This window comes from Methylolobus aquaticus, from assembly GCF_054172105.1.
Genome location: NZ_JBSYXP010000020.1, coordinates 36,049 through 58,520, shown reverse-complemented (window position 1 = coordinate 58,520; position 22,472 = coordinate 36,049). Strand labels below are relative to the sequence as shown.

Annotated in this window: 22 protein-coding genes; 5 read left to right on the top strand and 17 right to left on the bottom strand. The window is 64.6% G+C overall.

From position 1 onward, the window contains the following. Window positions 1–45 precede the first annotated feature (45 nt). Window positions 46–627 (top strand): peroxiredoxin, encoded by a 582-nt coding sequence (locus ACW73L_RS20025; protein WP_498924338.1) that lies wholly within the window; start codon window positions 46–48, stop codon window positions 625–627. A gap of 25 nt (window positions 628–652) precedes the next feature. Here ACW73L_RS20025 and ubiB read toward each other — a convergent pair whose 3' ends face one another. From ubiB to hslV, 6 genes are all read right to left on the bottom strand, one after another. After that, window positions 653–2,302: a ubiquinone biosynthesis regulatory protein kinase UbiB gene (gene ubiB, locus ACW73L_RS20020; RefSeq protein ID WP_498924337.1), complete on the bottom strand. Its 1,650-nt coding sequence runs from the start codon at window positions 2,300–2,302 to the stop codon at window positions 653–655. 9 nt (window positions 2,303–2,311) lie between these two features. After that, on the bottom strand, window positions 2,312–2,962 hold the full coding sequence (locus ACW73L_RS20015) for a ubiquinone biosynthesis accessory factor UbiJ (RefSeq protein WP_498924336.1): 651 nt from the start codon (window positions 2,960–2,962) through the stop codon (window positions 2,312–2,314). Between the two features lie 9 nt (window positions 2,963–2,971). Beyond that, the gene (ubiE, locus tag ACW73L_RS20010) at window positions 2,972–3,721 is read right to left on the bottom strand and encodes a bifunctional demethylmenaquinone methyltransferase/2-methoxy-6-polyprenyl-1,4-benzoquinol methylase UbiE (protein ID WP_129883309.1); all 750 of its coding nucleotides are present in this window, start codon (window positions 3,719–3,721) and stop codon (window positions 2,972–2,974) included. Window positions 3,722–3,784: 63 nt separating this feature from the next. Further along, complete coding sequence (locus tag ACW73L_RS20005) at window positions 3,785–4,141, bottom strand: gamma-butyrobetaine hydroxylase family protein (RefSeq protein WP_129883310.1); 357 nt, start codon at window positions 4,139–4,141, stop codon at window positions 3,785–3,787. 2 nt (window positions 4,142–4,143) lie between these two features. After that, a complete protein-coding gene (gene hslU, locus ACW73L_RS20000; protein ID WP_129883311.1) occupies window positions 4,144–5,469 on the bottom strand; it encodes an ATP-dependent protease ATPase subunit HslU in 1,326 nt (441 codons plus the stop codon). Next, on the bottom strand, window positions 5,466–6,029 hold the full coding sequence (gene hslV, locus ACW73L_RS19995) for an ATP-dependent protease subunit HslV (protein WP_498924335.1): 564 nt from the start codon (window positions 6,027–6,029) through the stop codon (window positions 5,466–5,468). Before hslV ends, hslU begins: the two co-directional genes overlap by 4 nt. Window positions 6,030–6,374: 345 nt before the next feature. Between hslV and ACW73L_RS19990 the strand changes: the two genes are divergently transcribed. Together ACW73L_RS19990 and metK are read left to right on the top strand one after the other, a co-directional pair. Then, window positions 6,375–9,455: a cation-translocating P-type ATPase gene (locus ACW73L_RS19990; protein ID WP_498924334.1), complete on the top strand. Its 3,081-nt coding sequence runs from the start codon at window positions 6,375–6,377 to the stop codon at window positions 9,453–9,455. A gap of 3 nt (window positions 9,456–9,458) precedes the next feature. Beyond that, window positions 9,459–10,646 carry a methionine adenosyltransferase gene (gene metK / locus ACW73L_RS19985; protein ID WP_498924333.1) on the top strand — a complete coding sequence of 396 codons (1,188 nt, stop codon included), beginning with the start codon at window positions 9,459–9,461 and terminating at the stop codon, window positions 10,644–10,646. Window positions 10,647–10,711: 65 nt separating this feature from the next. On the opposite strand, the gene ACW73L_RS19980 is transcribed toward metK, so the two are convergent. Next, the gene (locus ACW73L_RS19980; protein ID WP_498924332.1) at window positions 10,712–10,996 is read right to left on the bottom strand and encodes a YMGG-like glycine zipper-containing protein; all 285 of its coding nucleotides are present in this window, start codon (window positions 10,994–10,996) and stop codon (window positions 10,712–10,714) included. A 15-nt stretch (window positions 10,997–11,011) separates the two neighbouring features. Beyond that, window positions 11,012–11,449: a Rap1a/Tai family immunity protein gene (locus ACW73L_RS19975; protein ID WP_498924331.1), complete on the bottom strand. Its 438-nt coding sequence runs from the start codon at window positions 11,447–11,449 to the stop codon at window positions 11,012–11,014. Window positions 11,450–12,047: 598 nt separating this feature from the next. Here ACW73L_RS19975 and ACW73L_RS19970 point away from each other — a divergent pair. Continuing rightward, window positions 12,048–12,245 (top strand): YgaP family membrane protein, encoded by a 198-nt coding sequence (locus ACW73L_RS19970; RefSeq protein WP_498924330.1) that lies wholly within the window; start codon window positions 12,048–12,050, stop codon window positions 12,243–12,245. 710 nt (window positions 12,246–12,955) lie between these two features. On the opposite strand, the gene lnt is transcribed toward ACW73L_RS19970, so the two are convergent. From lnt to ACW73L_RS19945, 5 genes are all read right to left on the bottom strand, one after another. Then, on the bottom strand, window positions 12,956–14,524 hold the full coding sequence (gene lnt, locus ACW73L_RS19965) for an apolipoprotein N-acyltransferase (RefSeq protein ID WP_129883316.1): 1,569 nt from the start codon (window positions 14,522–14,524) through the stop codon (window positions 12,956–12,958). 285 nt (window positions 14,525–14,809) lie between these two features. Further along, window positions 14,810–15,532, bottom strand: coding sequence for a hypothetical protein (locus ACW73L_RS19960; protein ID WP_498924329.1), 723 nt, complete (start codon window positions 15,530–15,532; stop codon window positions 14,810–14,812). Continuing rightward, a complete protein-coding gene (locus tag ACW73L_RS19955; RefSeq protein ID WP_498924328.1) occupies window positions 15,510–16,055 on the bottom strand; it encodes a copper resistance CopC family protein in 546 nt (181 codons plus the stop codon). Before ACW73L_RS19955 ends, ACW73L_RS19960 begins: the two co-directional genes overlap by 23 nt. A gap of 16 nt (window positions 16,056–16,071) precedes the next feature. Beyond that, window positions 16,072–17,322, bottom strand: a complete 1,251-nt coding sequence (locus tag ACW73L_RS19950) for a sialidase family protein (RefSeq protein WP_498924327.1) — start codon at window positions 17,320–17,322, stop codon at window positions 16,072–16,074. 38 nt (window positions 17,323–17,360) lie between these two features. Then, entirely contained in the window at window positions 17,361–17,699 is a 339-nt protein-coding gene (locus tag ACW73L_RS19945; RefSeq protein ID WP_129883319.1) for a hypothetical protein, read from the bottom strand. A 615-nt stretch (window positions 17,700–18,314) separates the two neighbouring features. On the opposite strand from ACW73L_RS19945, the gene ACW73L_RS19940 reads away from it, so the two are divergent. Continuing rightward, window positions 18,315–18,599, top strand: coding sequence for a DUF4389 domain-containing protein (locus ACW73L_RS19940; protein ID WP_139559348.1), 285 nt, complete (start codon window positions 18,315–18,317; stop codon window positions 18,597–18,599). Here the strand turns inward: ACW73L_RS19940 and ACW73L_RS19935 are convergent. Genes ACW73L_RS19935 through mgtE form a run of 4 tightly spaced genes read right to left on the bottom strand, consistent with a single transcriptional unit; the run spans window position 18,571 to window position 22,437 of the window. Further along, window positions 18,571–19,314: a YdcF family protein gene (locus ACW73L_RS19935; protein ID WP_498924326.1), complete on the bottom strand. Its 744-nt coding sequence runs from the start codon at window positions 19,312–19,314 to the stop codon at window positions 18,571–18,573. The genes ACW73L_RS19940 and ACW73L_RS19935 overlap by 29 nt on opposite strands. A 45-nt stretch (window positions 19,315–19,359) precedes the next feature. Beyond that, entirely contained in the window at window positions 19,360–20,364 is a 1,005-nt protein-coding gene (gene lipA, locus ACW73L_RS19930) for a lipoyl synthase (RefSeq protein WP_498924325.1), read from the bottom strand. Continuing rightward, window positions 20,361–20,984, bottom strand: coding sequence for a lipoyl(octanoyl) transferase LipB (gene lipB, locus ACW73L_RS19925; protein WP_498924324.1), 624 nt, complete (start codon window positions 20,982–20,984; stop codon window positions 20,361–20,363). The genes lipA and lipB overlap by 4 nt, the downstream gene beginning before the upstream one ends. A gap of 4 nt (window positions 20,985–20,988) precedes the next feature. Continuing rightward, window positions 20,989–22,437 carry a magnesium transporter gene (mgtE, locus tag ACW73L_RS19920; RefSeq protein WP_236102407.1) on the bottom strand — a complete coding sequence of 483 codons (1,449 nt, stop codon included), beginning with the start codon at window positions 22,435–22,437 and terminating at the stop codon, window positions 20,989–20,991. Window positions 22,438–22,472 lie beyond the last annotated feature (35 nt).

Sequence of the window (22,472 nt, the reverse complement as noted above, 5' to 3'; positions counted from 1 at the left end):
CGGCGCGCCGATGCGTGAATCCAGGTCACCGAGAGGGGTTATGTCATGGGTCCTGAGGAACCTCCCACCGATTTTCTGCGCAGGTTTCCGGACGGTCTTCCGCGGCCATCTGACGATGGCGCCTGCGATCATCTTGAGGGGGCTCGGTTGCCATCAGTGGAGCTGCAATCAACTACCGGCGGGGTAGTCAATCCGTCCCGTAGCGCCAGCTGGGTGGTGCTGTTCTGCTATCCGATGACCGGCCGGCCTGGTCGCCCTATTCCCAAGGGCTGGGCGCAGATTCCAGGGGCGGCCGGCTGCACGCCGCAAGCCTGCTCCTTCCGGGACCGCCATCGGGAACTGCAGTCGTTGGGAGCGACCGTGTTCGGCCTCAGTACTCAGGAATCCTCAGATCAGCTTGAAGCCGCGGAACGGTTGGAACTCCCGTTTCCGTTGCTGAGCGATGCGGACTTGCAGTTTGCGAACGCATTGCATTTGCCGCAGTTCGAGGTCGAGGGTTTGCGTTTGCTCCGGCGCGTAACGCTGATTTGCCAGACCGGGTTGATTCGCAAGTTCTTCTATCCTGTTTTTCCGCCCGACCGGAATGTCGATGAAGTTTTGACGTGGTTGCGCCGGTACGTCCGCTAGCCGTACTGGCGCAGGACGCGAGCGCTCAGCGCCAGGCAGACAGAATTAGTGCGGCACCGGTGACGCCTGTGAGCCACAGCAGCGCAGGGGCCCAGGCCGTCATCAGGGCGGGGGGCGGGACCGCGAACAACAGCGTCGTTGCAATCAGCAGCGTGGCCCCGGCGACGCTGCGCGTCAGCCGCTGCTGGCCGCTGCGGATTTCGGCACGCAGGTCCTGTAACTCGCGCGAGCGGAAACCGATTTCGAGCTTGCCATCGACGGTGTCCCGCAACGCGCGGTGGACCAATCCGGGAAACTCAGGCCATTGTTGCGCCCAGTCCGGCAGTTGCAGGCGGACCTTCTCGAACGCCGCCTTGGGGCCGATTTGTTCGCGGAACCACTTTTCCAGGAACGGCTTTGCCGTTTTCCACAGGTCCAGTTCGGGATAGAGCTGCCGACCCAGGCCCTCGATGTTGAGCAGGGTCTTCTGCAGCAGCACGAGTTGCGGCTGCACCTGCATGTCGAAGCGCTGCGCGACCTGGAACAGCCGCAGCAGCAGCGCACCGTAGGAAATCTCGCTGAGCGGCTTCTCGAAAATCGGCTCGCAGACGGTCCGGACCGCGGATTCGAATTCCTCGACACGGGTCGAGGCCGGTACCCAGCCCGACTCGATATGCATTTCCGCGACGCGTCGGTAGTCCCGGTTGAAGAAGGCCAGCAGGGCTTCCGCGACATAATGCTGATCGGCGCGGGACAGGCTGCCGACGATGCCGAAATCGATTGCGATGTACCGCGCAGGAGGCATCACGAAGATATTGCCGGGATGCATGTCGGCGTGGAAGAAATTGTCCCGGAAGACCTGCGTGAAGAAGATCTCCACACCGCGTTCTGCCAGGAGCCGGAAATCGACTTCGGCGCCGCGGAGTTGCTCGATGTCGCCGACGGGAATGCCCGAAATTCGCTCCATGACCATCACGGCCTGGCGCGTGTAATCCCAATAGATGCGCGGAATGTAGAGGATCTCGGACTCTTCGAAACGGCGTCGGATCTCGGCGGCGTTGGCGGCTTCGCGCACCAGATCGAGTTCATCGAGGATCGTCTTGCGGAACTCGGCAACGACGTCGATAGGCCGGAACCGTCGGGCTTCCGGCCAGAACCGCTCGGCGGTCGTCGCGAGGCGCTCCAGCAGGTCGAGGTCGGAGCGGATGCGGCGGTCGATGCCCGGCCGTAGGACTTTGACGACCACGGACTCGCCGCCGTGCAGCCGCGCCGCGTGTACCTGAGCCACCGAGGCCGAGGCAAGGGCGTTTTCGTCGAATTCGGCAAACAACTCCAGGACCGGCCGTCCGAGTGCCTGCTCGATGATGCGCTGGGCGTCGGCGCCAGGGAAGGGTGGGACCTGATCCTGCAATTTGACCAGTTCGTCGGCAATGTCGTCCGGCAGCAGGTCGCGCCGCGTCGACAGGGCCTGGCCGAACTTGACGAAGATGGGCCCCAGGTCTTCCAGCGCGCGGCGCATCCGCGCCGCCCGCGGGCCGCGGACATCGCGGAGCCAGTATCCCGGCGTCAGGCTGGCGGCGAGCCGTAGTGGTGCGGGGAGCGGTACGGCCAGCAGCAGATCGTCCAGCCCGTGGTACAACAGCACCCACTGAATGTGCAGCAGTCGCCGCAGCGATTTGATCGACGAGAACCCCATGTTCGGCAATTAGTCGTGCGAGGCCGGTGCGGAAGCGTTTGCGTTGCGGAGTCGCATCAGGCGTGCTTCGAGCCGATCGCAGTCTTCGCGCAGACGGTCAACGCCGGATAGAAAGGCTTCGCCTTCTGCTGGCGCCGGCACTTCGCGCACTTCCTCCTGCAGGAATTCGGTGACGTCCTCGCGAACGGTCGTGGCGGTGCGCTCGGCCCAGACCCTGGCCGCGTCGGTGACGCCGGCGACATGTCCCGCGACGATCGGTCCGAGCAGCGACGAGACCCGTTCGCGCCATTCCCGGGAGGCGCCGCTGAACAGCTTGCGCAGGGCATCGGCGACATCGGTATTGCCATCGATCCGGATGTCGCCGGCGGCGAGCGCCTGATGCGGCGACCGACCGAGCCCCAGTCGGGCAAAGGCCGGCAACGAGCCGGTCAGCGTCGCATGGGGCGTGCTGCCGGACTCCATCTGGATCTGCAGTCCTTCGGGCGTCGGCAGCAGGTAGGCCGTGAATCCGGGCGGGTCGACGCGTAGCGCGATGGTCCGGCCAGACAGGGCCTGCAACTGGTGGCGGCTGGCGTCGGACCCGAGGAACCAGCGGCCCAGCGCCTGTTCGAGTACCGCGACGGCCGCCGTCTGGGCAATCAAGGTGACTTCGCCGGTCATGATGCGCGACTAAAGCTTGTAGCCGCGGTGGATCGCTACGACGCCCTGGGTCAGGTTGAAGTACTCGCAGCGTTCGAAGCCGGCGGACTCCATCATTTGCTGCAGTGTGTCCTGGTCAGGGTGCTTGCGGATCGATTCCGCGAGATAGCGGTAGCTCTCGGCATCGTTCGCGACCAGCTTGCCGATGAACGGCAGCACCTTGAACGAATACAAGTCGTAGGTCTTGCGGAAGGTCTCTCCCGGCGGTCTCGAGAACTCCAGTACGATCAGTCGTCCACCGGGCCTCAGCGCGCGGAACATCGACTTCAGCGCGACGTCCTTGTGCGTGACATTGCGCAGGCCGAAGGCGATGCAGACGCAGTCGAACGAATCGTCCGGAAATGGCAACTGTTCGGCGTTGATCTGTGCGTACGAGATCCCTTTGAGCACTCCGCCGTCGATCATCCGATCGCGGCCGCGTTTGAGCATCTCGGCATTGATGTCCGACAGCACGACCCAGCCCGCCCGGCCGACGCGCTGACGAAACAAGTCAGTCATGTCTCCGGTCCCGCCGGCGAGATCCAGTACCCGATCGCCGTAGCGAACATGGCTCAGTTGCACCGCAATGCGTTTCCACAGGCGATGAATGCCGAGCGACATCAGGTCGTTCATGACGTCGTACTTGCCGGCGACCGAGTCGAACACGGCGCGGACCATCGAGGCCTTTTCGTTAACCGGTACTTCCTTGAAGCCGAAGTGGGTTTTGTCGGTGTCGTTCATCGGGCTCGTGTGGGGTCGGTCATGCCCTTGCTGTGCGGGCGCGGAAGGTTCGTGGGTGCGCGTTCAAGCGCGCGGGTGGCCTGCCGCGGCGCAGCGGGCAAGGTAGTCTCCCCATAGGCGGTCGCGGTTTAGGGCCATGTCGTAGAGGAGTTCCCAGGTGTAGATGCCGGTATTGTGGCCATCGCTGAAATACAGCTTCACCGCGTAGTTGCCGACCGGCTCGACACTTTCGATCGTTACCGATTCCTTGCCGAGCTGCAGCATCTCCTGTCCTGGCCCGTGTCCGCGCACTTCCGCCGAAGGCGAATGCACGCGCAGGAATTCGTGGGTCAGTTCACCCCGGATGCCATCCTCGAAAGCGATCTCGAAGACACGCGAGCGCGTATGTACCTTGATGTCGACGGGGATCGGTGTGGCCATGCTCACAGGATGTAGCGGCTCAGGTCTTCGTCCATTGCCAGTTCGCCGAGGTGGGCGTCCACATAGGCACCGTCGATCACGATGGACTCTCCGTTGCGATCGGCGGCTTCAAAGGACACCGCCTCGAGCAGTTTCTCGAGCACCGTGTGCAGCCGGCGGGCGCCGATGTTCTCGGTCCGTTCGTTGACTTCCCAGCTGATCTCGGCGATGCGCGAGAGCCCGTTGCGCGTGAACTGCAAAGCGACGCCCTCGGTTGCTAGCAGCGCGCTGTACTGTTCGGTCAGCGACGCGTCCGGCTCGGTCAGGATGCGCACGAAGTCTCCGACCGATAATGCGTTCAGCTCGACGCGTATCGGGAAGCGCCCCTGCATTTCGGGAATCAGGTCCGACGGTTTCGACAGGTGGAAGGCGCCCGACGCGATGAACAGGATATGGTCGGTGCGCACCATGCCGTGCTTGGTGCTGACCGTGCAGCCCTCGACCAGCGGCAGCAGGTCGCGCTGGACGCCCTCGCGCGACACGTCCGGCCCACTGTATTCCGAGCGTCGGCAGATTTTGTCGATCTCGTCGAGGAATACGATACCGTGCTGTTCTACGGATGCCAGCGCGCGCAGCTTGATGTCCTCCTCGTTGACCATTCGAGCCGCTTCCTCGTCGCGGAGCAGCTTCCGCGCATCCCGAATCCGCAGCTTGCGGTTGCGGGTGCGCCCGCTGTGCATATTCTGGAAGAGGTTCTGGAGCTGGCTGCTCATTTCTTCCATGCCGGGCGGCGCCATGATCTCGACGCCAATCGGCGAGGCCTGCACCTCGAGTTCGATTTCCTTGTCGTCCAGTTCCCCGTCGCGGAGCTTCTGGCGGAATTTCTGGCGCGTCGGTGACTCGGGCGCGTCGGCCTCGGCCGTCCAGTTGCTCGCCTTCGGCAACAGCACGTCGAGAATACGTTCCTCGGCGGCCAGTTCGGCCCGTTCCTGGACGCGGGACAGTTCGCCCTGCCGCGTCATCTTGATTGCGGCGTCGAGCAGATCGCGGATGATCGACTCCACGTCGCGACCCACATAGCCGACTTCGGTGAACTTGGTGGCCTCGACCTTGATGAAGGGGGCATTGGCGAGACGTGCCAGGCGGCGGGCGATTTCGGTCTTGCCGACGCCGGTCGGGCCGATCATCAGGATGTTCTTGGGGGTGATCTCATCGCGCAGCGCTTCTGGCACGTGCATGCGACGCCACCGATTGCGCAGCGCGATCGCCACCGCCCGCTTGGCCTCGTTCTGCCCCACGATATGCTTGTCGAGTTCGTGGACGATCTCCCGAGGCGTCATTTCGCTCATAATTCTGTGGCCTCGTCGGAGGCGGTCTCGAGTTCTTCGATGACCAGATTGCGGTTGGTGTAGATACAGATGTCGCTCGCGATGCTCAGCGATTGTTCAACGATGGTGCGGGCATCGAGTGCCGTGTGTTCGAGCAGGGCCCGCGCCGCGGCCTGAGCGTAGGGGCCGCCTGACCCGATTGCGATCAGACCTTGCTCCGGTTCGATCACGTCGCCATTGCCGGAGATGATCAACGAGGCCTTGCTGTCGGCGATCGCCAGCAGGGCTTCGAGGCGGCGCAGCATCCGGTCAGTCCGCCAATCCTTGACCAGTTCCACGGCCGCCTTGGTCAGGTTGCCGCGATGCTTCTCGAGCTGTCCCTCGAAGCGCTCGAACAGGGTGAAGGCATCGGCCGTCGCGCCGGCAAACCCGGCAATCACGCGGCCATGGTGCAGGCGCCGCACTTTGCGTGCGTTGCCCTTCATGACCGTATTGCCCATCGTGACCTGGCCGTCGCCGCCGATGACGACCGTGTTGCCGCGCCGCACCGAGACGATCGTCGTGCCGTGAAACTGTTCCAAACTGCCCGCTCCTCATCGAAACGCGAATTCTACATGAAGCCGGATGTTCTGTTTCGGCTCCGCCGGTGGAGTTTATCCGGGGCGGGCTGTGAGCGCTTTCGGCTGTGGATCGCGTCGGCATCCCCCGACTGCGCCCCCTGTCACCGGACCGTAACAGAGATCGCGTAAGGTTCGAAAAGTTGCAGCGCCGGCTCTTCGCGCGTGTCAGGCGGCATGAGCGTAGGATAAGTGTGTCGGTGTGACTGGTGTCTCTTCAAAGCGGCGGTGAGGTCGCCGAAAGCCTGCCCACGGGATGTGGGGGTGGGGTTTCGGCCGGTTCGAGCGGCGACTGGATGAAAATCAGGCATGTATTTTGAGGAATCTGTTGGCGAAGCCGGGGAGCAGCGGTTGTCTGGACTGGTGATGCCATTGCGGCGGGCGTTGCCCGGCCGGATTCGGGTGCGGATCGAGGGCCTCTACCGTTCGGAGGCCATGCGTAGCCACCTGGAGCGAGTACCCCGGGGCGTCTCGAATCTGCGCGTGGTCAGTGCCAATCCGCTGACCGGCAGTGCGCTGGTGCTGTTCGATCCGCAGCGCTCGGCCCGAGAAGTTGTCGGGGAACTCGAGCGCTGGGCCGGCGCGCTGCTCAGTTCCGAGCATCCGACCCTGAGCACCTCAGTCCACGCGGCGCCGCCCGAGCGTTCCACGGCTCGCCGCAAGCGCCGCGCGCGCCCGGAGGCGACCTTCACCGCGGCGCCTGAATCGTCGCCGCGCGAGACGTGGCACACCAAGGCGGCCGAGGAAACGCTCGTGCACTTCGCGAGCACCGAACACGGGCTGCCAGCCCGCGTTGCGGCCGAGCGTCTTGACCGTTACGGCCCGAATCAACTCGGCGCGATGCAGCGCCGTTCGCCCGTCGCGATGTTCCTGGAGCAGTTCGCGAATCCGCCGGTGGCACTGTTGGGTATGTCGGCCGTGGTGTCGGTCGCGACCGGCGGGGTTGCGGACGCGGTGGTCATCGTCGGTGTGGTGCTGATCAATGCGGTGATCGGTTACGTCACTGAGGCGCAGGCCGAGAAGACCATCGATGCGTTGAGCAACATCGGCCCCTCCCACGCGACCGTATTGCGCGACGGCGACCACCGCTCGATCTCGATCGGGGAGGTCGTTCCGGGCGATATCCTCGTGCTCTCGCCCGGTACTTACGTGGCTGCGGATGCGCGATTGCTATCCAGCAACCAGCTGTCGGTCGACGAATCCGCGCTGACCGGCGAAAGCCTCCCGGTCGGCAAACATCACGATTTCATCGGCAGCGCCGAGACGCCGATGGGCGATCGCAGGAACATGCTGCATCGGGGCACGGTCGTGACCGGGGGCAGTGGGCTGGCCGTCGCGGTGGCGACGGGCGCCCGGACCGAGATCGGCGTGATCCAGTCGCTGGTCGGTGAGGTGCGGACGCCCGATACCCCGCTGCAAAAGCAGCTCGACGACATGGGCATGCAGCTGGCCATCATCTCCGGGGGCATTTGTGCGCTGGTGTTCGGGATCGGCGTTCTGCGTGGCATCCCGATGCTGGAAATGCTGAAGTCCGCGATCTCGCTCGCGGTCGCGGCCGTGCCGGAAGGGCTGCCTACGGTTGCGACGACGACGCTGGCTCTCGGGATCCGTCAGATGCAACGGCAGAAGGTCTTGATCCGCCATCTGCCGGCAGTCGAAAGTCTCGGCTCGGTGCAGACGCTGTGTTTCGACAAGACCGGCACGCTGACCGAGAACCGCATGCGCGCCGTGGCCGTGATGACGCCGGAGCATGTGGTCGAGCTGTCCTCATCCGGCGAATTCACGCTGGATGGTTCTCTGATACGTCCGTCGGAGCGGGAACCGCTGCTGCGCCTGATGGAAGTGGTTACGCTGTGCAGCGAGGTGACCTTCCACGGCGATGTCGGGCCGCCCGAGCTCGAAGGCTCACCGACCGAGAAGGCGCTTGTCGAGATTGCGCTGCTGGCGGGCGAGGACGTGCGCGCCTTGCGGCAGCGGTATCCGACGGTGAAGACCATCCACCGTGCCGAGGGGCGGCTGTTCATGGTCACCGTGCACCTGGACGAGGACCGGAAGCCCGAGCACCTGATCGCCGTAAAGGGCAGCCCGGCTGAAGTGCTGGCACTGTGCAGCGACTACGCGAATGGCGACGGCAGGGTCGCGCTGGACGATGAACGGCGGTCGGCGATCCTGGAGCAGAACGAACTCATGGCGGGTCAGGCGCTGCGCGTACTCGGCGTGGCCATTGGGCACTCGGTCCGGACGTCGACCGCGGCCGTGACCAAGGGCCTGACCTGGCTCGGACTGGTCGGCATGGAGGACACGATTCGTCCCGGTATGGAGGAACTGATCGACCGGTTCCAGGAGGCCGGGATCGAGACGGTCATGATCACCGGCGATCAGAGCGCGACGGCCTTTTCGGTCGGTCAGCGCCTGGGACTCAACCATCGAAAGCCGCTGGAGATCGTCGATTCGACGAGCCTGGACAAACTGGAGCCGGAGGTCTTGCGCGCCATCGTCCGCGACACCACGGTTTTCGCGCGGGTCAGCCCGGCGCACAAGCTGCGTATCGTGCAGGCGTTGCAGGATGCCGGGCTGGTGGTCGCGATGACCGGCGACGGCGTCAATGACGGGCCGGCGCTCAAGGCGGCCGATGTCGGCGTCGCGCTGGGCGAGAGGGGCACCGAAGTGGCCCGATCGGTCGCGGACGTCGTGCTCGAGGACGACAACCTTCACACGATGATCATCGCGGTGGAGCAGGGTCGCACGATCTATCGCAATATCCGGAAGAGCCTCCATTACCTGCTGTCCAGCAATCTCAGCGAGATCGAGATCATGCTGGTGACGACGGCGATCGGGGCCGGGGAGGCGCTGAACCCGATCCAGTTGTTGTGGATCAACCTGATCACCGACATCATGCCGGCGCTGGGCCTGTCCATGGAGCCGCCGGAAAGCGATGTGCTCAAGGAGCCGCCGCGTGATCCGAAGGAGCCGATCCTGCGGCGCAGCGACTCGCTGCGCTTGCTGCGCGAGTCCCTGGCCATATCGGCCGGAACACTCGGCGTGTACGGCCTGAGCCTCGCCCGCTACGGTATCGGTCCCCGGGCATCGACCAACTGCTTCATGACCCTGACGCTTGCGCAGTTGCTGCATGCCATTAGCTGCCGCTCGGAAAAGACCTCGGTGCTGAATGCCCGCGACGGGAATCGGATACTTGCGACCGGCATCGGCGCCTCGTTTGCATTGCAGATTCTCGCGGCCTTCGTGCCGCCGCTGCGCACGCTGTTGCATCTGACGCCGGTCGCGGCGGCTGACTGGCTGGCGATCGCGGCGGGCGCGACCTTGCCGTTCGTCGCCAACGAGGCCGTCAAGCACTTACCTTCCCCGCCAACGGCCGATCATGAGACTTGAGCCATGACCAAGAGCTTCCTGTTTACGTCCGAGTCCGTCACCGAAGGCCACCCGGATCGGGTCTGTGACATCATCAGCGATGCCGTGGTGGATCGCTTTCTGCAGCAGGATCCGTACACCCGCGTGCTGACGGAATGCGCCTTGTCGAAGAACGTGGTGTTTCTGGCGGCTCGGTTTGCGTCCAAGGCCGTCGTGGACATCCCGGAGGTCGCGCGCAACGCAATCGCGGAAATCGGCTACCACCCTCAGGAATTCAATGCTTCCGACTGTACTGTCGTGACGAGCTTCGTCGCGCAGTCATTGGACAGTCGAGCCGAGCTGGACGAGGCCGGACTGAGCGACCGCGAACTGGATCGGATCGTGGTTCGCAATCAGGTCACTCAATTCGGCTACGCATGTACCCAGACGCCTGAGTTGTTGCCGTTTCCCATCGTGATCGCCAACCGGCTCGCGCACCAGTTGACCGCGGCGCGGCGCGGACGCAAGGTCGCCTATCTGTCGCCCGACTGCACGACACAGGTCGGCGTGGAGTTCGACTGCGGGCGCCCTACACGTATCCACAGCATCACGTTGATCGCCGGGACGCACGGTGTGCCGGACTTGGGGACCGCCGAGCTGCGCAGGGACCTGGCGCAGTGGGTCATTGCCCCGGTCTTCGATCATGAGGAAATCCAACCCGATGAGCGCACCGAGATCTTCGTGAACCCCCGCGGCATGTTTCACAAGAGCGGGCCAGCCGCCCATTCCGGCATGACCGGTCGCAAGACCGCCAGCGACAGTTATGGCGGCTTTGCCCGCCAGTCAGGATCGGCTCTGAGCGGCAAGGATCCGATGCGCATCGATCGTGTCGGCGCCTATGCCGCCCGCTACGCCGCCAAGAACGTGGTCGCGGCGGGCCTGGCCGAGCAATGCGAGGTCCAGCTCAGCTACAGCATTGGTCAGGCGCGCCCCGTCAGTCTGGTGATTTCGACTTTCGGTACGGGATCCGTCAGCGAGGAAGTCATCAAGACGAGGCTCGAGGAGCACTTCGATTTCCGGCTCGGCGCGATCATCCGCGATTTCGATCTGCGGCGCCTGCCAACCCGGAGCAAGGGAGGCTTCTACCGCAAGCTGCCGTCCCACGGCCATTTCGGTTCATCCTTCACCGAGTTGCCGTGGGAGCGCGTGGATCGGGCCGGCGCGTTGCGCTGAGCGCGGACGTCCAGCGGGGTGCTGTCCTTTACCGGGGGACTGAAGACCTTGTGATGGCCGCTGGCTCAGGGCCTTGGGCCCGCACTGGCAGCACCGGCCTGGAAGCCGGCTTCATAAGATCGTTCTCTCGATTTCTGGGCCCGATCCGCGAGCAGCCCGCCCAGTAGGCCCACCCCAGCGCCGATTCCGGCGCCCATGCCCGCGTTTCCGGCGATCGCGCCGATCACGGCGCCGCCTGCCGCACCCATACCGGCGCCACTCAGAGCCCGCTGCTGGGTGGGGCTCATGTCCGCACAGCCGGCGCTCATCACGGCCGCGACCACCGGTATCACCTTGTAAGCCGTCTTCATGTCATGACTCCTGGTTCAGGGGTTCTTGCCGGCCCGGGTCTGCTGCGGGCAGGGCCATTGCGCCATCGCCCACCGGACGACGCCGTCCAGCGGGGTTTCGCTACCATATTGCGGATTCGCCAGATGCCACTGCACGAACAGGGCTGCACCCTGATCGCGGGTTACCCGCTGATCCTGGCAGTACAGGTTGTCCGTCAGCGCCGCTTGACTGACATCGTCATAGTGACGGACGCCGAGGATGAAGCCCTCACAGAAATGGATGGCGGCGACCCGGTTGGGATCGTCGGGCCGCGCGCTGCAGAGACTGACCAGGTCCGACGTGGTCCGCAACAGAAAGTTGTCGGTCGTCACCGGGCTACTCACCCGGATAGGTGCGGGTCCGGCGCGGCAGGCTGATCCCGGAATTGCCGCCAGCAGCAGTAGTCCCGCCGCGAGCGTCGTGTTGGTTTTCATCGTAGGTTCTCCTGATTCATGTTGACGCGTTGAATCTTGCGCGCGGTGGCAGCATGCAGTCATGCGGGATGCTGCAGTATCCGATTCATCGGAGGGCATTGAGCCTCAACTGGCGGGCCTCCCGTCGTGCGTGGACTCCGCCCTTCCCTGCTGCCGGCAACGGGACTGCATGGTGCAATGCATCATCCCGCTCCGGCCCGGCCGGAAAGCGCGAGGGCCAGTCCCAGGATGCACACGCCGCGTGCACCATGCCTTCCAGCGAAAGCGGCTGTCAAGGGTTCTCCGGCGGCTCCCGCCGAAGAATTCCAGGCCAACTGCTTGACCCCTGCTCATCGTTTCGGATTAACTGCGCTCACGGCACCAGTCCAGGGGCCGGGCCTGTTCCGCAGCAACCGCATCCCGTTTCACGGGAGCCTCCGGGCTAAGACCTGGCCGGACGGCATCCAGTGTCGTGATGGCCCGATGCGATCTCGCGGTTGCCTGCTCCCCGACTTTCTTGCAGGGGGTGAGCAAGCTGGTGTCGCGATGCAGCCGGTGAAGTTCCGACGGGAGCTTTCTGGAAACGACAACAAGAGACAAACGACGAGGAGGATGAGCTATGAATCTGGTGAAAAATGTCGGCAAAGTGGACAAGACCGTGCGTATCGCGGTGGGAGCGTTGCTGATCGTTCTGGCTGCGACAGGAACCATCGGTGTCTGGGGTTGGATAGGCCTTCTTCCCTTGGCCACCGGCTTCATGGGTACCTGCCCCGCGTATACGGTGATGGGCATCAGCACGACCGATACCAAGGCCTGAGTCGGTCGCGTCAGTTTGCGGTCGGTCAGTCTGGTGTAGGAGCCTCGTAAAGGCGGGCAGGGGCGTGATGAACGGGATGAAACGGGAGTACGCCCCTGCCACCTCGCGCCCGAACAGCGCACTTGCCAGCGCGGACTGTCCGTGTTGCTGATGGCTGCAATGGGTTGGTCTTGCGAATGGTAGCCATCACGCGACGGGCGCTCCGGCGCGGATATCGTGGGGCCGTAGGTGCAGACGGGGGCATGGACCCGTCTCGATGGCCACGCCGGATCTGGGCGAAAGCCCCGACATGACTGCCCCGGAACTGTCGTTCCGACTCGTCCCAAAGGGGCGTTGAGCGGGCGTACTCCATAACCCAAGACTGCCGAAAACCCGGCTGCTTCGGTGTGTCGTCTGGACGCCTTGCTTCCTGTCGCCGCACGGCTCGGCAGCTCGCTGGCCGGCGGTTTGGCTACACCCCCGATGGTTTTCCACGGCCTGATCCGAGCCTACCGTGGCCGCGGCGCTCGCTATCGGGCACTCGAAGTGCGTTCGACACGCTACTGCCTGGCGCGCTGCCCTGATCATCCGACTTTCACCATCTCTCAACGCGTATCCAATATCGCTCCGCCGCCACGCTGACGCAATACGTAAGACTACGTAGCCGGGGCCGGACATGCCCCAGCGGCAGTCGTCTGGATTGCCCGCTCGAGCCCCACTGGCGACCGCATTCAGCGGCGCCGATACGCCAGGTACATGCCCCACGCAAGTGCCCCGGCCAGCGTAGTCCAGAGCAGCGAAGGAACTAGGTAAAAGTGCGCTTGGTAAAAGGTCGCTTCGGGATTGCGCCGATAGGGTATCGAGTACACGCCGGCCCAGCGCTCGTGCACCGGTGACAGGGCCAGCACGTCCCCAGAGGCCAAGGCGGCGGTCGAGATTCCCGTATTTGTCGAGCGCAGGACCGGCCGGCGAAACTCGACGCTACGCGCCAGCGTCATGTAAAGGTGCTGATAGGGTTCCTGCCAGCTTCCGTACCATGAATCGTTGGTCGCGTTGACGATGAATTGTGCGCCCAGATCGGCCAGCGCGCGCGTGAAAGCCGGAAACAGGCTTTCGTAGCAAATCTGCGGACCGATGCGATAGCCGTCCAGCTTCAATAGCGTCGTCGGGCCGGGACCCCGAGCGAACTCGCCGATCGGTGGCAGCCAGTCGCGCAGGCCGGGAAACAGGCTCTCGCCCGGTATGTACTCGCCGAAGGCAAGCAGCACCGATTTGGCGTAGTGCGGCGGTACCAGTCGACCGTTGCGATCCAGCGTGAACAGGGCATTGGTGAGACGCCGCGAGGTCCGGTCGACACCGTAAGCCCCCGTGATCAGCGGCAGTTCGAGCCGACGCAACTCCTCGGCGAGTTCCAACTGGTATTCGCTCGGTTTGATGTCCGCGCCCAGAAAGGCCGGGAAGGCGGTTTCCGGCCAGATCGCGAAATCGATCGGCCTCGCCTGGGCCTTGACGGCCTGGTCGGTCAACTCGAGATAGCGTCGAAGGATCGAGCCCTGGTATGCATTGCCCAGTTCGGCGGCCATCTTCTCGGCGTTGCCGATATTGCCTTGTACCAAGAGGACGGACACGCTGGCATCGGGCGGCGGGAGCCGGCGAGCAAGGGTGAGCCCGCCGAGGTTGAGCATTACAAAGGCGGCGCCGACTGTGCCCATGAGGATGGGCCCGCGCCCGTTCTGCCGGTTCCGCCAGGCATAAAGCAGCGGCCAGTTGCACAGTAGAGTCGCCGCGCTGAGGCCGCTGAAGCCGACGAACTCTGCCCAATGAAATAGTGGGACCCCTGCCGCGTACCAGGAATAACCGAAATTCCAGTCGAACAGGGTCGGCGAGTAGGCTTCAGAAAGGGTCGTAATCAAGGCCAGCATGCCGATCGACAGCGGTTCGGGCCAGCCGAATGCCTGCCGACCAAGGAACCAGGCCGCTCCTGCCAACGGCACGAACAGGTGGGCCAGCAGCGCAAACGCGATCATGCCGATTCCGGCCACCAGCCAGTTCAGGTGAGCGAACTCATGCAGCAGATAGGTGACCCAGTTGAAACCGATCAGTGTGAAAACGGAAGCGGTCAACACGCCGCCCAGCACCACGCGCCGGAGGGACACTTGCCGTTGCCAGAACAGCCACAGAGGTACGAAACAGAACAATGAGGCCCATGGGGGGAACGGAATGTAGCTGGTGCCGATCATCACGCCGGACAGCAACGGGAGCAGCCAGTCCTTGCGGCAGGGCACGGGGGGTATTCTCATCGACAACTCGATTGTACGGACGAAGCGAAAGGGGGCGGACGCGGACGCGCGGTTCGGTGCTCGGGATAATCGTCCGGGCCGCGTCTTGAGGTAGGTGGGTTATCCGTAGCGCGGGCCGCGGGGTATCGCCGGCGCATATGCTACGCGGAGGTGTGTGTCAGGTCTATTTCGGCCGCGGCGTGGACGAAGTCGCGGCGAGTGAGAGTCGGGCCGTTGCCGTGCCCGGGGGGCGTAAAGGGCCGGTCGCGGCTGGACCGACCCTTAAGGCAGGAAGGGCGATTCGCTTCAGGCTGCCGGCAGTTTCCGCGCGGAAGCCGGGGCTTGGGCTTCCGTCCGCTTCGGCGGCGGGGCGGTGATGGTTCGGAAGCCGATGATCCCCATGATGCCGAAGAAGATGGTCACCGCGGTCCAGGTCAGCTTGCCCAGCCATGAGCCGGCCTGGACTGGCGCCGGCAGCGCAACGCTGAACGGTATGCGCACGCGGTCATCCTCGGAGAACGGATCCTCGCCGACACTGACGATCAGCGCGTAATGCCCGGGTTGCGCGATGTCGACGTGCGTTTCGGCCGTGCCGCTTTTGTAAACCTGTCGGGGTGTCTCGGCCAGCGTCCGGACTTCCTTGGGCGCAGCGCCGTCCTGGGAATAGCTCTCCTCGATCACTCGCAGGGCGACCGGCAGTTTGCGCACATCGCGGTCCAATAGATCCACGGTCAGGAATGTTTCTCCGACGGTGGGAATCTCCTGGCAGTACTTGACGAATTCCGTGGCCTCGTTGCGTTGGCGGCCCTTCTGCAAGGCCGTGAAGTGCATTGCATAAAAGTCGTTGGCGATGAGGCAGGTCATCGAGGCGCCCTGGTACATCTGCCGTCCATTGTCGATGCTGCGCGTCGGTCCGTTCGCGGCTTCTGCCGCGCAGGCGATGCCGAAGGCCAGGATTGCTCCACCGACGCAGCGGCGGAACACGCTGGAGGCCGGATGTGAGGCTTCAGGGTTTCTTTGGTGGCGCATGGTCGGATTCTCCTTTTGGATCTTGCATCTGAAAGAAGTACTTGCCGCTGACCACGTGGCCGTCGGCGGACAGTACCCGGTAGCGGACCATGTAGCGGCCCGGATTCAGCTTGTCGATCGACGCCCGCAAATGGGAGCGATCGGTGAAATCGAGTTTGGCGTCGTGCCGATCCACGCGATGGCCGGAGGCATCGACGACCGCCAGCGCGAGATACTCCTGCCCGACACCCTCGTTGAAGATCAACAGGACTTCCTCGGGGCTGTCCGAAATCGTCGCTTCCTTGTCCGGAGCGGCTTTCACAAGGATTGCATGCGCCAGGTGTATCGGGGGGCGGGAGGTTCCGGCGCTCAGATTGAATGGATCGGCAACCGACGTGCCGCCGCCCACCATGCTCCCCGTCAAGTCAGAATGCGTGGTCTGCGATGTGGCCACCGTCACGGGGGCGCGCATCGCAGCCGACCCCGTTGCGGGCAGGGTGCCGACACAGAGCGATAAAGCCAGTAGGCAAGCGGGGGTCTTCATCGGTCGAGCGCTGGGTTCAGTTCAGATGCGCGGTGGCAAGAATGTCACGTCCGGCGGAGTCCTTCTCGGTCCAGAAGGCCTGGAAGCCGTCGGTGGTCGCCAGGACTCGGGGTTGTCCGGATGTCTCTGCCGTCTGTGTCAGCAGCCTGGGTTGGGACCAGGTCCTGCCGGCGTCGCCGGAGCGGATGAAGGACACCGCGGCGGCCTGTGCCGCGACATCGGCGAAAACGGCTGCCAGTTCCCCACTCGCTGCGGCGAGGTCGGCGCGGCGACTGCGGCTGGTTCCGATCGCTCGCGGTGACGACCAGCTGTGTCCGAGGTCTGCCGAGCTCAGGTAGTAGAGACCGGCCGCGTCGGTCCTGCCGGTCCAGACGATACTGTGCAGCGTCGCCCGATCGCCTTGCGAAGCGATCGCCAGCGCGCCGCCGCAATGCGGGCAACCCGAGAAATGCCAGCCAAAATCGCCAACAGCGGACATGGGCTGCCAGCTGGTACCGCCGTCCTCACTGCGGCTCAGCCGCATATCGTGAGGTTCCTGGTCCCGATAGAGGACGACGATGCCGTCTCCGGGTAAGGCCGCGACGCGGTTCCAGCAGCACGTGCAGGCCGTTGCGTCGAGTGTCGTTTCCGCGTGCCAGGTTTCGCCCTGGTCCAAAGACCGTGCGTATCGCAGTCCCTGGGAGTTTCCGTTCTCGTCCCGATCGTCCAGCCATACCAGATGAAACAGCCCGTCATCGTCGGCGGTCAGGTCCATGTAGGACTGGTTGTTGGTGAGGTCGCCGGTCGCCGGGTTGGCTCCCCGGCTCCAGCTTGTGCCGCCGTCGCGAGAGAACGCCACGATCATGGGTCCGGTGCCGGGCACGGCCCCGGCGCCCTGCCATACCGCGACGAGATTGGGGCCATCCGCGGCGATTTGCACCTCGTTGCCGTGCCCGGCGATCGGTGCCGGGTCTCCGCGCTGGCCCAGCGGGACCGGCGTGCTCCAGGTGGCGCCGTGATCGTTGGACGACGTGTAGACGACGGCGGCGGTAGTGTGTTGCGGCATGGTTGCCGACAGTAACGCGTGCAACCGGTCGCCATCAGCGGTCACGTCCATGCTGGCGATGTCGTCGATGCCGCCAATGCTGGGTCGTCGCACTTCGCCTAGGTGCTCGTTGTCACCCATCTGGCAAGCCACCGCGGCGACGAGAGCGCCGCTCAATACGATGCCCCGGTGGGCCGCGTTGGTGATCATGCGCTGTGGCCGGATGTGAAATGTGCGGCCCATGCCGATGTTGCCGTGTGCATGCTGTCGCCCAACCTCTGTCAGTAAAGAACCGCGTGCGGGAAAAGAGTGAAATAGGCCAACAGGCCATAGCAGGCGACGGCAAGCCCGCCATGTGCCAGGAGGATCGCGCGGGAAACCTTTTTGCCGCGCTTGCCGGCGATACCCATCACGATTCCGAGGAGAATGATGACGACCGCGAGTCCGATATTCGCGTAGAGGCGGGTATCGCCCGCAAGGGCAGCGGCAATCACCAGTCCGGAGCCAACCAGGGCCGCGCCGGCGTGCAGGGGCGGATACAGCGGATCGATAGCGTCGCCGCGCCAGGCATCACGGACCATGACGAGCCCCATCAGCGCGACGAGAGTGAAAGTAGCCAAGGCACCCATCAACATAGGCTGTTCCTCCGGTTATTCGATACGGGAGACAAGGGATGTCAACGCACTCGCAATGGAAGAAACATGCCAGCAGACAGCGCGGCGACGCGCGCTCGGCATCCGGTTCTCCGGCGCCGCCCGGGTTGCGGGCTGCAGGGCGGACGCCCAGCGGGTGGCGGCGCACCGCAGGGGAGACGCTGGGTGTCCGTCGTTCTGGGTTATACGCCGCACCGACGCTGGCAAATGACCAAGAAATGGTGAGACGAAGGACCCGCTGTGGTGGATGGAGGCGAGGCTGGGGCGCCGCTGCACTCCGTGGTCATGCCGGTGGAGGTGGTTCTGCCTCCGCCTATGGTCTACCGCGGGGTCGAGCGTCGCGGGGGGTGTTCGTACATGACGGGGTGACCGGAGTTGCTGCGGTGGTTGGGACAACGGCGGCGACGGCGGCGGGATAGCCCTCCCGTCCTTCGCGTCAAGGTGGGGAGCCCGGCATGCGCGATGGCAATGGCTTGACAGCCGCGGTCCGGCGCGGCATCGTGGCGCCTCTCGACGCCGGCGCGGGCTTCCTCGCGCTGCTGCGCTCCGCAAGAGGCGACTTTCCTTTCAGTGCGCATCGTCATGAATACATCGACCCCGCCAGATCCCCACATCGAGACCAATGCCTTTCTGCGCCTGATCTTCATGGTGCTGTGCTTCGCGCTGTTCGGGGTGGTGCGGTTGCTGTTGTGGGCCGTCGTCGCATTCCAGTTTCTGGCGCATCTGTTTACCGGTCGCGTGACCGAGCGCGGGCAACGCTGGGGGCATGCGCTGTCGACCTGGATTTACCAGATGATGCTGTTCATGGCCTACAACACGGAACGGATGCCTTTTCCGTTTACTTCCTTCGGGCCCCACGACGATTGAGCCGCCGCCTCAGGCCATTCTCTCGGCACGTCTGAAAGTAGCGAAACAACCAGACTTGGTCCGGAAGGTAGCCGCGCCAACGGTACCACCACCAGGCCGCCAGTTCGTACAGCACCAGGCCGGTCCGCTGCAAAGCAGTCGCATTCGGTTTCCAGTCACAGCGGCCGAAGGCTGCCCGCGGCGGCAGGTAGAACCCCATGGCGGCCGGAACCACGGAAAACCCGGCTTGGCCGAAGGCCGCTGCGGCACGCCGCATGTGCCAGTCGTGGGTCACCAGCACGATCCGCACAATGCCGGCAGCATGCAGTAGGGCCCGGCACAGCCGCGCATTGCCTGCCGTGTCGAGACTCGCCGTCTCCCGCCATATCACATTCACTCCAAATTCCTCGGTTAGCGCCGAGGCCATGAGGTCGGCTTCCGAAGCCGGTGCGGCCGCCACACGGCCCCCGCTGACGGCAATCGGGAGTCCGCTGCGCCGGTGCAGCATCGCCGCATAACGAATCCGTTCCAGGGACAGGGGGGACAGAGCGCATCCGCCGAACTCCGGCGCGTAAGGCCGCAGCCCGCCGCCGATCACGACGATCGCCTGGGCTGGCGGCGCGTCTTCGGGCAGCGGGGGTGGCGAGGGGATGAGTTTACCGAGCCGCGACGCGATGGCCGGCGTGCTCGCGAGATAGAACGCGGCGACCCCGCTGATCGCGCAGTCGATCAGCAAAGGATAGGGCTTGAGTGCCGGGGAGTTGCCGCCGGCACACGCGGCTCAGTGTGTGGGTGCCGGCGCCGCATCGGTTCCGGGTTCAAGCAACGGTGCCGCCTGCAGGTCGGCGTGGTACGACGAGCGGACCATCGGGGCGCTTGCGACACTCGTGAAGCCGAGTTCGGTTGCGATCGCGCCTAGCCGGTCGAATTCTTCGGGCGGGACGTAGCGCAGTACGGGCAGGTGGGCCGGGCTCGGCTGCAGATACTGTCCCAGTGTCAGCATCTCGCAGCCATGGGCGCGCAAATCCTCAAGCACCTCGACGATCTCGTCGAAGGTTTCGCCGACGCCCAGCATCAGCCCGGACTTGGTCGGCACCGCCGGTAGCAGCGCCTTGACGTCGCGCAGCAGTTCCAGCGAGACGCGGTAGTCGGCGCCCGGTCGCACGGCGCGGTACAGACGCGGCACGGTTTCCAGATTGTGATTGAACACATCCGGCGGTTGCTGGCCGAGCCATGCGAGCGCTGCCGGCACGCGCCCGCGGAAATCCGGGGTCAGAATCTCGATGCGCGTCGCGGGGCTGGCCGCGCGGACGGCCTCTATGCAGGCTGCGAAATGCCAGGCCCCTCCGTCGCGCAAGTCATCTCGGTTGACCGAGGTGATCACGACATAGCGCAAGCCCAGCGTCCGGATGCTCTGCGCGAGGTGAGCGGGCTCGTCCGGGTCGGGCGGAACGGGTCGGCCGTGGGCAACGTCGCAGAACGGGCAGCGCCGGGTGCACAGGTCACCGAGGATCATGAACGTGGCCGTGCCGTGGCTGAAGCACTCGTTCAGGTTCGGGCAGGCCGCTTCCTCGCACACCGTATGCAAGGCGTGCTCGCGCAGCAGTTTCTTGACGCGGGTGGCGTTCTCGCCGGTCGTGGCCCGAACGCGGATCCACGCGGGTTTCCGCAATGGGGTCTCGGCCGGGACGACCTTGACCGGGATCCGCGACAGTTTCTCGGTCCCGCGCTGATGCGTGTCCGGTTGGTGCCGGGAGGGCGCGTGCAGTGTCTTGGCGTCGGTCATGGGGAAGGTCCGTCGAGGTGGAGTTCGGTGATCAGGCCGAGCAGCAGGGGGGCGGTTACCTCGCAGACACGCACGGGAATGCCGAGTGCGGTAAGGCTGGTCACCGGCAGTCCCCGATAGCCGCAGGGGTGGATGGCATCGAAGGCGGACAGGTCGAGGTCGACATTCAGACTCAAGCCATGGTAGCTGCAGCCACGCCGGACGCGCAAGCCGAGTGAGGCGAGCTTACTGCCGGCCACGTACACGCCGGGGGCGCCCCGACGGGTTTCCGCGCGCAGTCCGTATTGGGCGCACAGCCCGATCACGCTGGTCTCGAGGGCCGAAACCAGCGCGCGGACGCCGAGGCCGCGGCGTGCGAGATCGATTAACGCGTAGACGACCAGCTGTCCGGGGCCGTGGTAGGTGATCTGGCCGCCTCGATCCGAGCGGACCAGGGGCGCAGACAGTGGTGCGATCGCGTGGCCGGGGTCGCCATTGAGGCCCAGGGTATAGACCGGACGATGCTCCAGCACCCACAGTTCATCCGGTGTCGTGGGCGTGCGCTCGGCCGTGAAGCGCTTCATCGCATCCCAGACGGCTGCGTAGTCTTCGACGCCGAACTGGCGGATACGAACGTCCAAGGCCTCAGACCAGGAAGATGGTCGCGAGTCCCAGGAAGATGAAAAACCCCGCGCCATCGGTTACCGCCGTCAGCAGCACGCTGGTGCCGACGGCGGGATCCTTGTCCATCGCATCGCGCACCAGGGGAATCGAGATGCCCATGATCGCGGCGACGAGCAGATTCAGGAGCGTGGCTGCGGCCATCACGAGACTCAGGTCAAGTTCGCGGTACAGCAGATAGGCGACCGCGCCGATCACGCCGCCCCAGACGATGCCATTCATCAGCCCGATCGCCATCTCCTTGAGGATCAGCCGCTTCATGTTGGATTTGTTGATCAGCCCCAGGGCCAGCGACCGCACGATCAGGATGCTGGTCTGGTTGCCGGTGTTGCCGCCGATGGCCGCGACGATCGGCATCAGCGACGCCAACGCGACGATCCGGACGATCGTGTCCTCGAACAGCCCGATGACCCGGGTGCTCGCGAAAGCCGTGATCAGATTGATGCCTAGCCACATCCAGCGGTTCTGGGCGCTTTTCCAGATGCTGGAGAACAAGTCTTCCTCTTCCTGCAGGCCGGCCTGTGCCAGGCGCTCCTCGTCCGACGATTCGCGGATGTAGTCGACGATGGCATCGACCCGGATGCGCCCCTGCAACCGGCGTTCGCTGTCGACGACCGGCGCCGACAGCAGGTCGTAGCGCTCGAAAGCCCGGGCCGCGTCGGCCGCGTCGTCATCAAGGTGAAAATAGACGACCTCCCGCGACATGACCTCGCCGACCGAGGCGTCGAGGCTGTTGACCAACAACCGTCGCAGTGACAGCACGCCTCGCAGCACGTTGTTCTCGTCGACGACGAACAGCTTGTCGGTGTGTTCGGGCAGGTCGCCGCGCCGGCGGAGGTAGCGCAACACGACGCTGAGCTTGACGTCTTCCCGGATGGTGACCATCCCGAAATCCATCAGGGCGGCACAGGTGTCCTCTTCACGGGCCAGGACCGATTCGAGCCGCGCCCGGTTCTCCTCGTTGAGGTGCTTGAGCACCTCCAGCATGACCTCTTCGGGGAGGTCTGGCGCGAGGTCGGCGATTTCGTCGGTGTCGAGTTGCTCGGTCGCGGTCAGCAGCTCTTCGGGGTCCATGTCCGAGATCAGCGTCTCGCGGACCGCATCCGACACGTCCAGCAGGATCTGCCCGTCGAGCTCGGACTTGACCAGATTCCAGACGGTCAGTCGCTCGCGCAGCGGCAGGGCTTCGAGGATATAGGCGATGTCGGCCGAATGGAGCTGGTCGAGCTTCTGCTTCAGCGCCGCCTGGTGCTGCCGGTGCAGCATGGTCTCGACCAGATCGTGGTGTGGCATCGGCTGATGCCGAACGATGGTCTCTTCCAGCGTCTGCTTGTTCAGCAGCTCGAGCACCTCCTCCAGGTGATGCTGCAGGACTTCTTCGCTGCTGATGTTTTCGGCTTCTGACTGTTCCACTGGGCTCGGTGATCCGGGTTCGTTCGGCTGAGTCG